The sequence below is a fragment of the Mongoliitalea daihaiensis genome (assembly GCF_021596945.1).
GTDB lineage: Bacteria > Bacteroidota > Bacteroidia > Cytophagales > Cyclobacteriaceae > Mongoliitalea > Mongoliitalea daihaiensis.
Window position 1 is genome coordinate 3,156,794 of record NZ_CP063779.1, and the last position, 15,584, is coordinate 3,172,377.

The following is a 15,584-nucleotide window of genomic DNA, read 5'->3' on the forward strand; positions in this document are numbered from 1 at the left end:
AAACAGTAAGGTTATGAAACTTCAAGACATTCCTACCGGATATAAATCCTTTGCAGACAATCAATTACTGACAGCTGCGCAGTTGAATTTATTGATTCAGTACTTGGATTCCCAGGATAGGATGTCCAGGCTTTCACTGACTGGCGCTGGGATCATTTGTGGCCTTGAGCTTTCTTTTCGAAATGGGCGGTTGATGATAACTCAAGGAACAGGCTTGACGACAGATGGTGATTTAATTAAAATCCGATCTAAGATCTATACTCCCAATCAATCTCCTATTGCCATTTCTTCAATCTCGTTTGGAGCTTGCAGGCCTTTCAATAATCATAGAGTTCGATATACACCTTTTATAAAAAGTAATGCGGAAATACCTCTGCTGGAATTATTGACTGATGAGGATGCCAAAAGTTTTCCTGAAGCACAGGCATTAAACACCATAGCAATCCATGATTTTGTGGTGGTTCTGTACCTAGAGCATTTCACCAAGCCTTACGATGTATGCAACGATACTTCATGCGACAGTCAGGGAATTCCTGAAGTGTTTAATTTTCGCTATTTTTTGATTCATGCCAAGGATGTAGAAAACACATTGGTCCCAAAGGATTTTCTTTTTCAACTGTACCACAGTAAGAGGATTAATTTGGAAAAAACAGAGCCAATACATGTACCGCGGGTGACTGCATCAAGCTTACTAGGAATTCAAAATAACTTTCGATTGACGGCTTATAGATCTGCCATTGCTGCAACATTGCCTGCCCTTATTGAATCTAGTTTAAAAGTGTTTAATTACCTCGTGGATTTAGGAATAGTAGTTCCTGAGATGATGCGTAGGAACAATTTTTTGAGAGAAACATCCACTGCTTATTCTCAATATGACTATGATTATTTGTTAGACTTAGTGTCTACTTACAATGAATTGCGCAAAGCAGCTTTGGCATGGGATGCAGTTTGCAATCCAGATCCAGCGGCTTTTCCTAAGCATCTATTGCTGGGAGGGCTTCAGGATCAAATCTTTAGGCACAGGTTTTACAAATCTTCGGCATTGTCTGCTGAACCAACGCTGAGACATCGCATACAATCTTTGGTTAATCGTTTTCACGCACTTACCCAGGCATACCAAGGAGATACAGGTTTGCCTGTAGAAATTCGGCCTTCAAAGATATCGAGGATACTCGGGGAAAAAGCCATTCCTAGGTATTACCGATTAAATAAGAATCTTCTAACCAACTGGAGTTTTGGGGACTCTGAAACGACCTTATCCAGCGAAAATTCCGAAAACCGACTAACGGCTGACTTGACGGGTAAAGACTTTTTTAGAATAGAAGGGATCGGAAATAAAAATTGGGCTAGTGGGGTCTTGCAAGTATTGCAAGCAAAGAAAGTTCAATATGGCTTGAATTTCGATATTGTTTGCTTAAGCAATTCGGGAATTCCAGACAAATTTGATTTTGATGAGTATCCGACTTTTTTTCAGGATCTACAGACGATGCTAGTCACCTGGAGAGACCAACAAGCCTGTCTGTTTAGTTTGGCTACTTCTTTTCTTACGGGTTTCAGTAAAGAACAAAACGGAGGGCACAGTAGATTTAGCGATTTATTGGATATTCGGGACTTAACCATCGGTGTCGCTGAAGTTGGGAGGGTTGATGTTGAAGGGTTTAAACTCTCCGATGAAACCATGAGAATACTAGAATCTATGGTACAGCCAGAGCCGAAAAAAGAACCTGTATCTACAAAAGTGGAAGGCTTTAACTTGCTAAGTTTTATTGGCACGACAGCGATCAGTGCGGAGCCAGTAAAAGCAGTCTATCACAAAGATTTAAGTAAGGAGGCAATCAAATTTTCAAAAAATGCCAATGATATAGGAAGTGTGTTTCAACCTGTAGGCGTAGTCGGCAACCTATCCGTGAATGATATGGCTGCAAATTTTGATAAAGAGATAAAAAATGCTATACCTGATCTCAGTCAATGGAATACAACTGATCGCCAATTACGCATCACCTATCCTACACGGCTACTTGCTGCGATAGCTGCGCTACTTAACCGAGTTCCCAATCATCTGAATGAAATTTCACCAGATCGTCTTACTGCCTTTGAAAATGCCTTGAATGAACTATGTCAGTTGACACAGACGGTTGCTAACTTTATCTCAGGGCTTTTGAATGATCCTGAGAAAAAGTATCAGCGACAAGGATTCGAAGATGAATATGTTGCTGTCTTGAGTCGCTTGAAAGAAAATTGTTGTGCTGGAGACTTCTTAAAGGCAATTTTTTCAGAGACATTGCTTCGGAAAGCACGGATTCTTCAAGAATTAAGCTTTATAAACTTTGCACGCAAACATCCGGGTTTGGAGCATTTTGCGGGAGTTCCAAATGGAGGGACTTTTGTTGTAGTCTTTGATTTGAAAACCAACCGTGTTGTTGCTGATTTTGCTCTTCCATATCTATGCTGTTCCAAAGGGCTCTCGATTGCCATGATGGTGACCCCTCCCATAATCGAAGAGGAGCTACCCATAGCAACGGAGTTTACTATTGCGGAAGAGTTTTGCAAAGAATCTCGTGCAACTGTGGCAATTCCATTTACAGTGAAACCCGAAGGAACAGCTGTTCAATTGGCAAGCTCGATTGCAGGTGCTTCCATTAATGGGACAGAACTTATCCTGACCCCTTCTTTCGTTGGTTTTGGCAATGCCATTCGGTTTGTGGTAGCAGGGGAGTCCTCTGAAAAAGTCATTGTAATTCGGGAAATACCCCTTATCAACTTGAAATACGAATTTGATAAGGAAACATCCCTGCATTTAATTCATGCTTCCGTTTCTGGTTCAACTGAAAAATTTGAATGGACATTGAATGGTCAGGTAGTAGACTCTCATACATTTGAAAAATTAGAGCTTAAATCAGTGGGAAATGGTCGAAATTTAGTACAACTGACTGTTTCAACTCCTTGTGGAGAATTTAGTCATGAACTTGAGTTTGAACCAGAGTCAATAGTAGGTGGTGAGGGCGACTGTACAAAACTAGCCTTGAATAGCCTAAATGAGCTGAAGGCACAACTAGCTCGATTGCTGAGTAGTAGATTTGCTCCAAGAGAAGTGAGAAACGATTTACAGGCACTATTGAATGCAGTAGAAGTGTATGAAAAAGATCCTGAATCTTTTGTTTCAGGAAAAACATTCCCAGAACTATTTAAAACAAGGGGATCTATAGAGGTACTTCTAAAACACTTATCTGGAAGTACAAATCAAAGTGAAGCAAACTTGATTGCATCTATGTTGGTAGCTAGTATGCAGATGCTTTATGCCATGCTGGGATGCGCAGATCAAAAGGTATTATTGGAGTTTGAAAAGGATTTGATAGACCTATTCAGGCTATTGGAAACAGTTTTGAAAGAGCCTTTGATTCTTAATAATTTACAGCAAACGGTTTCCCAGCTTCAAAGTATTGTTGAATTTAGAACCAAGCAAGGGTTCGATCCTTCTTCAGATCCTTTACTCATTCATTTACTTATTGTTTTAAGAATCTTAAGAACCCGTAGATGAAAGAGGAAACAGTTGTAATTCAAAAGCTAGAATTTGAGTTGGAGATGGTATCGAGCTTGACAGCCAAGCAATTGATGAAGTACTCGCAGCGATTTGTACACCAATACATTCTGCCGCTCTTAGAAAAGTTATTGCAGTCTTATGCATTTGAAGCGAGAATTCAGTTATCGAAGGTCAATTTAAATCTGACAGTACCTCAACAGCTTCTTCAACAGGGCAATTCACTCAATCTGCTACAGGCACTGGAAACCAATCTACGACTGCAATTAGACACCATATTAAATGAAAAAGAGGACGAGACTCCTGCAGTACAGCCCATATCCTTAGCTGAAATTCTTCCTTTTTTTCTTTCCTATGGAAGCCTTCCTTGGTATGTTCCTCGAAGTTTTGATTTAGAGCTTGAATTAACTAATGTTTTTGATTCTTCCATCAAAACCAAAGAAGGTACGCAACTAGTCAAGCAATTGAATCTTCTCTTTATCAAAAATCCCCATACATTCGAACGTTTTGTAAAGCAGCTCGATGACCGCTTGCTATTACGTGTTTTGAATTTTGGTCAACCTGTTTCATCGTTCGAATCCAATATCCATGGTCTGTTAAAAAAACGCAGTATAGAAAACCGATTAGCTTACTGGAGTTTACTTTATTATGCTTTCTGGTATTACCCTCAACCCACACAAACCATCCTTTGGCCTTTAAGAGAAGTTTTTCAAGCCATTGGTTCGCATGAGTTTAGGACCCTTAGCCGCGCTCTTAGATTGGGAATAAAACGTCCGATGACTTCTCAGGATCAACGGAAATTTCTTCTTCATCAAGCTACGGACTTAGGTGTTTTTGGGAATGTTCTTATGGGGAAAAGGCTTGAAAAGGTTTTAGTAACCAAAGGTAAGGAAGAAAAAATACTATTAGAGACAGCTGCTAAAGAAGAATCCCCATCACTTTTTCTTGAGCAAGTACCCCATCAAATGCTTTATGTAAGCAATGCAGGTTTATCGATTGTTCATCCTTTTATTGTGCAGTATTTCAGGACTTTAGGATTTTTGAATGATCATCAACAGATTCTCAAACACAAGATTGACAAAGCAGTGTATGCACTCCATTTTTTATCCTTTGGAAAAACCAATACCATGGAGCATGCATTGATTTTGGAAAAGGTCTTTTGCGGCTTACCCATAGATTATCCCATAGACCGATTTATCCAACTGGAAGCCTACGAAAAAGAAGAAGGAGAGAAGCTATTAAGATCCATCATTCAGCACTGGCAACGGTTAAAATCAACAAGCTTGGAAGGCTTACGTGAAATGTTTATTCAAAGAGAAGGGAAACTAGAATTGGAAAAACCCAAACTCATTGTAGAACGAAAAGCTCAAGATCTTCTCATGGATTCCTTGCCTTGGGGTATTTCGGTGATTAAGCTTCCTTGGATGAAGCAAACCTTGTACGTAAACTGGTAGCATTGATGGGCGCTATTTCAGGACATATCGAAAAGCCAACATCAAAGAAAAAATCTGTAGCTAGGCAGCAGAAAGAAGCCATATTGGATTCAAATAATGCATGGAATGCTTCCTTAGATTGGTCTTCACCAACTTTACTGGATCAGTCGAGTGAATTTTTAGCCTCCTCTGATTTGTTTGTAAAGCCAGCTGATGGAGAAAAGGAAGGCATGATAGATCCTTCTTATGTCCATCCTAATTCTTCTAATTCCTTTATTGATACCAAAGAGGTTGATCTAAGTGATTTTTTTGACCCTATAGAAAGCGATAGTGTTAACCAACTCGGAGTTGCAATGGAGCCTATTTCGGCATCTGGGAGTACAAACGTTAACGAATCACGCACTAATCCTCTCGATGATCCCAATTTTGGAGCGATGGTGGAGAATAGTCAGAAAGCCTCCAAACATGCCACCGCCAAAAATGATCCTACTGTGGAAGTCGCACGTGCACAAGGAGGTGCTCCATTAGCTGCCAATGAGAGGCTAGGGTCCGCACAGGCCAATCAGGTAGAAGCGATGGCAGGGCAAGAGCCTAATGAATTTGATGCTGCAGGCTTTAAGGCCGCATTGATGGCTCAGATTGCCCAAATGCAGTTGCCAAGAAATCCAGATGAAGCAACCCGCTTTGAAAGTCATAATAATTTGACCGAAATTCAACAGCAGGCTACCACACGAGTCAATCAAGAACAGGAGCAAGCGGCTGGCCCTATTTCTGCTACTAGTCAGGCAGATCCAGATGTAGGTTCTGTGGTGGAACGTACCGTGGAGGCGATTCCAAATCCAGAATTTCTCCCACTACCGGGAGAGCTAGGAGCGGGAAATGCCATGCCTCTATCCAAATCAGATACAGCAGTGCACACTCCTCTTCAGGACAATCTGATGGAAGTTCAGCATCTGATGGAATCCAATCAGGTAACGGAGGAACAACTTTCGAAAGCAAATGAACCTTCTTTTTCCGCTGCTTTGGATTCCTTGCAAGAAGCAAAAGCACATAAAGAACTTGCCCCTGCTGATTTTAGGGATCAGGAAAATTCAATTTTAAATCAAGCCAAGCAAACAGCCGAATCAAAAAGTAAAAATCATTTGGCAACCATTGATGGTGACCGTTTGACTTCGGCGCAAGCATTGACTCAAAAGCAAGAACAGACCGCAAGCAATGATTCTGCGGAGCGGGCCAAGATAGCCTCTGAAATAGATGCTATCTACGAGCAAACCAAAACCAAGGTAGAGGATATTCTCCATGCTTTAGAAGAAAAGGTTACCCAGTTATTTGCGAAAGCTGCTTCGACAGGAAAACAACTATTTGAAGCGCATGTGGCCCGAAGAATGCGGGCGTATAAGGCAGAGCGCTATGCAGGTGTGGATGGTGCCGCTCGCTGGGTTTACGATAAGTTTGCAGGTATTCCAGACGAGGTCAATCGATTCTTTACCGAAGGAAGAAAGGTTTATATCGATTACATTGATCAAGCCCTCGATCCAATTGCCAATACTGTAGCAGCTGAATTGACCAAAGCCAAAAGCACTATACAAGAGGGGCGAGTGGAAGTTGCCAATTTTGTAGCATCCCTACCGACTAATCTTCAAGCTTTGGGCGCAGAAGCAGCATTGGAAATACAGGGGCAATTCAATGAGCTAGATAATAATGTGGAAGCCAAAGAACAGGCCCTCATTGATAGTTTGGCCAATCAATACATGGAAAGTTTACAAGCCGTAGATGCACGTATTGAGGAAATGAAACTTGAAAATAAGGGACTCTTTAGTAAAGCGATGGATGCCATGAGCGAAGTAGTGGAAGTCATTCGAGCACTCAAAGAGATGTTCCTGAATTTGCTCAGTGCTGTGGCAGACGTAGTAGATACTATCATCAAAGATCCAATCAGTTTCCTCAATAATCTGGTAAGCGGTGTTCGCTCAGGACTCGAAAATTTTGGAAGAAATTTCTTGTCGCATCTGCAGGCTGGACTTATTGGTTGGCTGACAGGTACCTTGGGAGGGGCCGGGATTACATTGCCAGAGGATATTTTCTCTTTGAAGGGGATTTTTTCCTTAGTCAGCCAAATTCTAGGATTTACTTGGGACCGAGTTCGTGCCATTGGCGTCAAAGTCATTGGAGAACCTGTCATGCAGGCTTTTGAAACAGGTTTTGAAATTTTGATGATTCTAAAAAATGAAGGATTAACCGGGCTATGGGAATACATCAAAGGGCAGTTTAATGATCTGAAAGAAACAGTTATTGAAGGTATCAAAACGATGGTTCGGGATACGGTCATCAGTGCAGGCCTTCGTTGGCTGATGGGGGTGCTCTCTCCAGCCAGTGCATTCATTAAAGCGGCTATGACGATCATTGATGTGGTTACGTTTTTTGTACAAAAAGCATCTCAAATTATGACGTTGGTGGGCGCATTTATTCAAAGTGTTCGGGCAGTGGCAAGTGGTAGCATCTCTGCGGTGGCCAATGCCATTGAAAATGCTTTGGCCAATGCAGTTCCTGTGGTTATTGGATTCTTGGCCAACTTATTGGGAATCGGTAGTTTGGCATCGAAGGTTATCGGGATCATTACACAGATTCAGCAGCGTGTAGCTCAGGGCATTACATTTTTGTGGGTTAAAATCAAGGAGTTGGGCAAGAGCTTCTTGCAAAAAATTGGACTTGGTAGTGAAAAAGAGTCCAAAAATGATCCTGAAAAGCAGAAAAAAATCGATGCAGGAATAAGTTATATGAAAGAGGAGGAGCGAAGACAAGACCAAGATGGCAATGGTAAACTTACATCTGATCAAGCTAATGAAGTAGCGCATAAAACCAAGCAAAATCACCCGGTCTTTAAGTCCATCACCCCGAGGCAGGATGGAGGTGTTTGGAAGTACGATTGGAAAGGTTCTGAGGGTACCACGGGTGGGGCAAAAGTAGACGGAGATCAAAGCAGTAATCCTAATGGGCTTCCTTTGCTCACGCAGTACTTGAATCAATCAGTGTTGACCGAAACGGGGGATATCAAACCTTTCCTGATTGCTGTAAATGCTCAAGAAAATATGCATGATAGCAAGCCGGTTTATAATGTAGCCAAATCAACCAAAGATGAAAATGGAGTGTCGGTTGATGTGTACACTATTAGAAGATCTCCTGGAATGAAAGAGGCAAATTTTGAAAAATTATGTATTGTCAACGGAAAATTAGTTTTGGCAGATGAATCAGGCTATGTACACAAAAACTATGTACCCGATTCGATTAGTATGAAAACTGTCAAAGGAGGGTATGAGTCTTCCTACACTACCAAAACTTTTGATGGGCAATCGGGTCCAAGTTTTACTGTTGGGATTACTTTTGGTAAGTTAACCCAAGAGCTTCCATTCAAGGAGCAGGAACGGAAAGTGGAAGGGAAAGATTTGGTATTCAAACCCGAGGGAAATCCCCGTGGACAAACGGACTCGGCCAAGTATGGCTTCCATAATGCACACTTGATTGGTGATCGTTTTGGCGGGTCGGGTCGCAACAGTGCCTTGAATATCTATCCATCATCACCCACTTACAACGTAGTGGATATGTTGAACGTTGAGAATGAAAAGGCGGGGATTTTTTCTAAAGTTCAAAAGTATAATCTTACTGTAAAGGCTATAATTCGGGAAGTAAAAGAATCAAATTTAGAATTATTTCTACGAAAAGAATTTGAAAAAGAACCCTTGGCAAAGAATGATCCTGATGCGAAAAAGACGCTTATGGAAAAAATGCAAACTGAGATCAACAAAGATATCAAAGAAATCCCTGGACAGTTTAGGCGTGTGGAATACACCTCACCATTGTTTGGAGCAAGCATCATGGAGGACAAAAAGTACCAAGAAATACTGGATAATATGCAAAAATAAAAAAGCCACAGGATTGAATCCCGTGGCTTTTTAGTTAAGCTATTTTTGAATCAATTATCTTTTGCAGGTCTAAAGTAGCGGATAGGGGCTTTTGGCTCTGATTTTAGTTCTACCCCTTGTGTTTCCATCAGTTTCAGTGCTTCCTGTACGGCCCGCTCGAGTTGCGGATCCCGCCCATTGATGACATCTAATGGTGTTTGTTCTACTGAGATATCCGGTTTTACCCCCACAGCTTCAACAGCCCATTCACCATCTACATCAAAGAATCCCCCTCTTGGAGCGACCATTCGGCCGCCATCTATGAAGGGAGGTGTATCCCATGTTCCTACCAAACCACCCCATGTTTGGGTACCGATCAATGGGCCTATTTTCATTTTGCTAAATAAATAGGGGAGCAGGTCTCCTCCTGAACCAGCCCGTTCGTTGATCAACATGACTTTTGGACCCCAGATGCCAGCCATAGGTGTAGTAAAGGGCTTTCTGTCATTGGCACGGCTATTAAAATAGCCATGAAGCTCTCTTGCCATAATGTCAACCATGTAATCAGCTGCTGAGCCACCGCCATTGTTTCTTTCATCAATGACAGCACCTTTTTTATCTTGCTGCGCAAAATAATAGCGGTTAAAATAGGTGTATCCTCCTTGACCCGTGTTAGGGACATACACATAAGCTAGCTTACCATCCGACAGTTCGTCAACCTTTCTTCGATTTCCTTCCACCCAATCCATCATCCGTAATTGGCTGTCATTGGCAACAGGGACAACGGTTACGGTTCGGGCATTTGTTCCATTGGCATTGGAAGCAACTGTTAACTTCACTTGTTTGCCAGCTGTATTTTCAAAATAACTAAAGAAGTTAATAGCTGGATCTAAGGTGTTTCCATTGACAGCCAAAATATAGTCTCCAGCTTTTACCTCAATACCTGGAACTGCGAGAGGAGCTTGTAAGGTTGGATTCCAATTTTCACCGTTGTAAATTTTACTGATTTGATATTTTCCATTAACAACCGTAAGGTCAGCACCTAAAAGTCCGATGCTAACAGAGCTGACTCGCGGAAAATCCCCTCCGGATGTGTAGCTATGACCTACCGCCACTTCACCACCTAAGATATCAATGATGTAATTCATATCTGAGCGATGCTTCACATGGGCTACCCACGGCTTATACCACTCATAAATTTCATCCCAGGGAGCTCCGTGTACATTGTCTACGTAAAGAAAATCCCGCTGATACCGCCAGCCTTCCCGGTAGATTTGTTCCCATTCTTGTTTTGGATTAACTTTGATTTTGAATCCATTCAAGGCTTTTAAGCTTCCATCTCCTGGTTTTTTGCCTCCTCCGCTTGTTTCTACAATTCCCCAATTTCCATTCGCTTGGTACAATAAAGATTTCCTGTCGTGGGATACGTTCGCAAAAGCAACACCGCTCATGTGTACCTCAGATTTCCGCTCTTTGAAGTTGTATCGATGCAAGGTTACACCTGATTGGTTGGGAACTGATTCCATGTAAAAGACATAATTTTCAGGTCCTGCTACCAAAGCAGTGTAATCCCTTGCCGGAATATCCACAGCAATGATTCGTTGCCATATTCCGTCCGCGTCAATAGTCACAGCATTGGAAGATTCCTTCTTTTCATCTTTTTTAGGCTCCTCTTCGTTACTTTCTGGCAGAAAAGGAGACTTGCCATTTTTGGAGAGTACGGCTGCATACAGATTTCTTGTTACCGGTCTATCATAACTCGACATATCTAACCAACCGGTGTTCAATCCAAAATTAGTAGAAGCAAGGAAGTACAAATACTGTCCATTAGCATCCCAAACAGGTGAAATCGCATCGGCCATGCTATCTGTGATCTGGATTTTCTTTTCACTACTCACTTCATAGGCAAAAATCGCTTTGAATTGATTATCCAATAAGCGGGAATAAGCGATCCATTTACCATCCGGCGACCAAACCGGATTCATGCTGCGGTTAGGATGCGCAAAGCGATCCATATCGGCTATTTTCGCAGTTCCTGTTTCAATATTTACAATCCAGATAGTGTAATCGGTATCCGTAAAGGCAATGTGTTTGTTATCCGAAGACCAATCGGGTCTAAAGAAAAAGGTACTTTTTGGAAGTTCGATAGCCTTTGTTTGGATACCTTCTTGATCACTGATGATGAGTTGATATTCGCCACTAGCGTCCGAAAACCATGCAATCTTTTGACCATCAGGAGACCAAATAGGTGCTCTTTCTGCGGTCGTTGAGGAGTTTGTCAAGTTGCGGGCATCACCTTTATCTTTGGGTACTGTGATGATTTCACCACGAAATTCAAAGAGTGCACGCTGTCCGGAAGGAGAAAGTGATGCATTGATCAAGCTGCGACCAGCTACATCTGTCCAACGCTCCCGAGCCCAGTGGAAATCACCTTTTACAGAGATATTCAATTGCTTGGTCAAACCTGTAGAAGGATTTAAGATATGTAGATAACCTCCTTGTTCATATACAATTTCTTCTCCATTGGAATCCAAGTTTTTGACATCAAAATCCTTGTGAAAAGTTTCTTGTTTCAATGTACTTGAACTAGGTTCGAAAGACCAGATGTTGTTTGCAAAGTCTCGCTCAGAAAGGAAAAAGACCCTATTCCCGTGCCAAATGGGTTGTGTATGACGTTCATTGTCTGTTTGGGGAGTCATTTTTAGTTCGTAACTCTCCATATCCAATATCCAAATGGGCTTTGCTTGTCCTCCCCGGTAATTTCTCCATTCAGGATCCCAAAAGGCGATTTGCTGATAGGCGATCAATTTTCCATCAGGAGAAATGCGGCCATTTACTGCTCTCGGTATGATCAAAGGCTCTTCCATACCACCATCCAAGGAGATTTTATAGAATTTAGATTCTTTGGTAGGTACATTTTCTCTAGCAGATGTAAACAACACATGTTTTCCATCTGGTGTCCATCCTGCAGCGTAATCAGGACCTGGATGCCAAGTCAAACGTCTAGGTTCACCTCCTTCAACTGGAACTACATACACATCGGTATTACCGTCATATTGAGCAGTAAAAGCAATGTATGTACCATCAGGAGAGAAATGTGGGCGATTTTCAGCTCCTTCATTGCTGGTCAATCGGATAGCATCTCCTCCAGATTTAGGTACTCTCCAAAGATCATTGGCATGAACAAAAACAATGTAATCTTTGGAGATGGTTGGTTCTCGAAGCAACATGCTTCCCTGAGCCATACCTTCCCACGTAAGCACGAGGAAGAGCAAGGCAACTAGCACAAGATTTTTCATAGGGTAGATTGGGTTGATAACTGAATACAATATAATTTATCTATTGAGAATAGTTTGACCGCGGGTTAAAATATCAAGATTCCTTTTTGAAATCCATACTAACAGAATTGATACAATAACGAATTCCGCCTTTATCCTTTGGACCATCTGGGAATCGATGACCCAAATGGCCACCACATTTGCCACACAAAATTTCTTCGCGTATCATGAAGTGGGAGTAATCCATTTGTACATCGATAGCATCTGGTCGCACGGGTTCAGTAAAAGATGGCCATCCACATCCGCTATCATATTTGGAGCTAGAGTGGAATATTTCATTCCCACAGGCTTTACATTCGTATATACCACTGTCCTTATTTAAGTAGTAGTTGCCTGTATAGGGGCGTTCTGTTCCTTTTTCTCGAAGAATATGATAGCTATCTGGATCGAGTATTTCCCTCCATTCTTCTTCTGGTTTTTGTATTTCGTAAGTTTTAGGTGATTTCTTTTTCATTTTTCTAATTGTTGTGATTCCTATACAAGACTTCAAATACCATCTTTTTGTTGGTACAATTTACAGCTTAATATCTTTTAACGCAGGGTAATTTTTTTAATGGTCAGTGAATCGTAATTTTCAGCTATGAAAAGAATGGTGTTCCTTTCGTGTGGGTTAGTTATGCTACTTGCTGCATCTCAGCTTCAGGCGCAATACATTACTGGCAATGTGATAGATGGGACCGATCGGGGTTTTTTGGAGAAAGTGTGGGTGGTAAACCTGAGTAATCAGGATAGTAGTATGACCAATGAACGGGGATATTTCAAGGTTAAAGCAGTCAGAGGGGATAGTTTGTATTTTTTTCGTCCTAGCTTTATTGCTAAGAAGTTGGTCGTAGGAAAAGACACCCATATCCTTACCGATATTTATTTGGATGCTCGCATGTTGCCGCGATTTGATGTGTATGGGGAGGCTATTGTTATTCCTTTCAGAGCAGGAAATCAGAGTACTATGCGCGGACTCAGTGATCGACCAGCAGGCCCAGGGAAAATATACAAGGGAGTCTCTGGTAATGATGGATTATCACCAGGTTTCACCATTGATGGTCCGATTTCTTATTTTATGAAGTCCGAACGTCAGAAGCGTGAATATGCCCGTAAACTCGCTTTTTTAGCGAGGCAAGAAGATTATCTGCGGCTCATTCAGTCAGATTCTGTGATGCAAACACTCAAAAAAGAATTCCGTCTTTCTGATCAAGATATGGATGATTTGATCATTGAATTCAATTTGGCTAATCGGGATCATCAATTTTTAGATATGGACTATGAAGGAGTGGAGCGTTTATTGATCAACTTTCTTGAATCAAGAACACGGTATCGCTTGGCTCCACAAGAGTATAAAAAATAAAATCCGACCCAAAGAGTCGGATTTTACCTGTTTTGTTAGTCCCAAACAAATAGAATGTGGTGCCTGACTATCTAAAAGTACCACCAACGAAGCTAAACCAATAATATTTGAGATAGTCAGGACTTTTCCAGCATTAACCTATTGATGCTTACAAGGGATATTTACAGGTTTTCTAAACTGAAGGTTACAGATTGATGCATAAATATATATTTAACTTTTCTATGAAAAGCATTACTTTTTTTTATAATTAGATTTGGGTTCAAGATTTTTAATGGGGAGAGGGCTTACTAGGAAGCAACCTGGGAGATATATACACTTTCAATTTTTCAGGTTAACCGCTTCAATAATATTCACATCTACTGTTTGAGATTTTGTAGGCAAATTACATTTTTTGATTACCCGTGATAATACCAGTATGTGAATGTTTGGACTATATCATGCGGATAATTAACCAAGGTGTGTAAACATCCTCCACGTCCATTTAAAAAAGCTTTACACAGTATTATAAGCAGTTGTTGGAGTGAAAACGGGTATACATAATAAATTTTTTATAAAATTGATTTTTATCAAAATAAAATTATATTTTGGTACCGTTTTATAACTAATATCTCATGAAAAAAATCGTTTTAGCAATTTTGATTTTGGCCTTTGCTGCCTGTTCTCCATCCACTAAGGTTACCAGAACTTGGACCAGTCCCGATAAAAATTATTCGGGTTACGATAACATATTTATAGCGGTAGTCATCGGAGATATTACCAAGAGACAAATTTTGGAAGATGATATTCACGGTAAATTATTAAAACTCGGTATTGAGTCTACGGCTAGTAATCGGGTTATTCCACCTAATTTTTGGAATAGTACGGATTTGACCAAAAATGAAATGATTCAAGCCATTCGAAAAGATAATAAAGATGCCATTATGACGGTTTCGTTGGTAGATGTACAAAATGAACAGCGTTACATTCCAGGTAATATGATGATGGGAGGACCCATGATGATGGGACCGGGTGCGTGGGGAGCAGGGGCGAATTTTGGAGGTTTTTGGGGTTGGAATCATCCCATGATGATGACTCCGGGCCACATCGTCAATGATCGAAAATATTTTATAGAAATCAATGTTTATGATACATCCTCAGAACTCCTTATTTGGTCTGCGCAATCACGTACATTGAATCCTCGATCAATGGAGAAGTTCTCCTCTGAGTTTTCAGAAATCGTATTGTTAAGAATGCTGGAAGAGGGGGTGTTGAAAACCTCTTAATGGATATGGTCACTTGGAAATTCCTCAAATGTTTGGGTTTTCCGGTTCTTCATGGCATTGAGGTTAATGGATAACCAAAACACAGGACCATGATTGATACGGATGGATTCTGCATTGAGAGGGATGTACCGCATGACATAGCCTAAAGAGTACGTAAAGTTCCCTTTGGTCAATTGTGTTAATAAGTGAGTTCGATGTTCGTATCGAAAACCTCCTGTGCCAGGTCCTGTACGGAAAAGCGATTCATTTAGGAAAGCAGTTGCAAAGCGTGTATTTGGGCTAACCAATTCTCCAAAGTTATACCTAATGGCATTGTTGAATCTCCAACGGTGGTTGAATGAAAATTCATCCACCAATGATTCGGGACCCAAGTCTTGAATGAACCGGGCATCGTATCGAAATCTAAAGCTAGTGCTTAATGGTCGGGTAGAGGGTACTCTATATACGGTCTGCATCCAAGGTCTATGTTCGGATCGTTTGAGTCGTCCTTCAGAAAAAGGGTCTCCTAGTCGAAGGTAGCCATAACCCACAGTAGTTACCAAGTTGTCCGATAAATTGTGAAATGTCAGACCTGTACGATAAATAAAAAAAAGATCATTGACAAAGTGAGCATCATTCCAAATAGCTAGTTTATTAGATATTTGAGTAGATGTCATTACTCCCCACCAAGTCTCGTAAGCAAAGGAGGCATCTCGCTGTCCATAGCTTGCCGTTTGGAAGCATAGGATCAAAAGTATAGTTCGAATAACTTTCATTAATGAAGGCCCAACGA

8 protein-coding genes are annotated in these 15,584 nt (G+C 41.1%); 5 read left to right on the forward strand and 3 right to left on the reverse strand.

What is annotated here, in order from left to right:
• Positions 1–13 precede the first annotated feature (13 nt).
• From IPZ59_RS13305 to IPZ59_RS13315, 3 genes are read left to right on the forward strand one after another with little or no spacing between them, the layout of a single operon-like run.
• On the forward strand, positions 14–3,538 hold the full coding sequence (locus tag IPZ59_RS13305) for a hypothetical protein (protein WP_236136540.1): 3,525 nt from the start codon (positions 14–16) through the stop codon (positions 3,536–3,538).
• A complete protein-coding gene (locus IPZ59_RS13310) occupies positions 3,535–4,992 on the forward strand; it encodes a contractile injection system tape measure protein (RefSeq protein WP_236136541.1) in 1,458 nt (485 codons plus the stop codon). The genes IPZ59_RS13305 and IPZ59_RS13310 overlap by 4 nt, the downstream gene beginning before the upstream one ends.
• Positions 4,959–8,891, forward strand: a complete 3,933-nt coding sequence (locus tag IPZ59_RS13315; RefSeq protein ID WP_236136542.1) for a DNA/RNA non-specific endonuclease — start codon at positions 4,959–4,961, stop codon at positions 8,889–8,891. Before IPZ59_RS13310 ends, IPZ59_RS13315 begins: the two co-directional genes overlap by 34 nt.
• A gap of 50 nt (positions 8,892–8,941) precedes the next feature.
• On the opposite strand, the gene IPZ59_RS13320 is transcribed toward IPZ59_RS13315, so the two are convergent.
• Positions 8,942–12,169 (reverse strand): S41 family peptidase, encoded by a 3,228-nt coding sequence (locus IPZ59_RS13320; protein ID WP_236136543.1) that lies wholly within the window; start codon positions 12,167–12,169, stop codon positions 8,942–8,944.
• A 73-nt stretch (positions 12,170–12,242) separates the two neighbouring features.
• The gene (gene msrB, locus IPZ59_RS13325) at positions 12,243–12,662 is read right to left on the reverse strand and encodes a peptide-methionine (R)-S-oxide reductase MsrB (protein WP_236136544.1); all 420 of its coding nucleotides are present in this window, start codon (positions 12,660–12,662) and stop codon (positions 12,243–12,245) included.
• Between the two features lie 162 nt (positions 12,663–12,824).
• Here msrB and IPZ59_RS13330 point away from each other — a divergent pair, with 162 nt between their 5' ends.
• Complete coding sequence (locus IPZ59_RS13330; protein WP_236136545.1) at positions 12,825–13,550, forward strand: hypothetical protein; 726 nt, start codon at positions 12,825–12,827, stop codon at positions 13,548–13,550.
• 611 nt (positions 13,551–14,161) lie between these two features.
• Positions 14,162–14,812, forward strand: a complete 651-nt coding sequence (locus IPZ59_RS13335) for a hypothetical protein (RefSeq protein ID WP_236136546.1) — start codon at positions 14,162–14,164, stop codon at positions 14,810–14,812.
• Here the strand turns inward: IPZ59_RS13335 and IPZ59_RS13340 are convergent.
• Entirely contained in the window at positions 14,809–15,567 is a 759-nt protein-coding gene (locus IPZ59_RS13340) for a porin family protein (RefSeq protein WP_236136547.1), read from the reverse strand. The two genes, IPZ59_RS13335 and IPZ59_RS13340, sit on opposite strands and share 4 nt — an antisense overlap.
• Positions 15,568–15,584 lie beyond the last annotated feature (17 nt).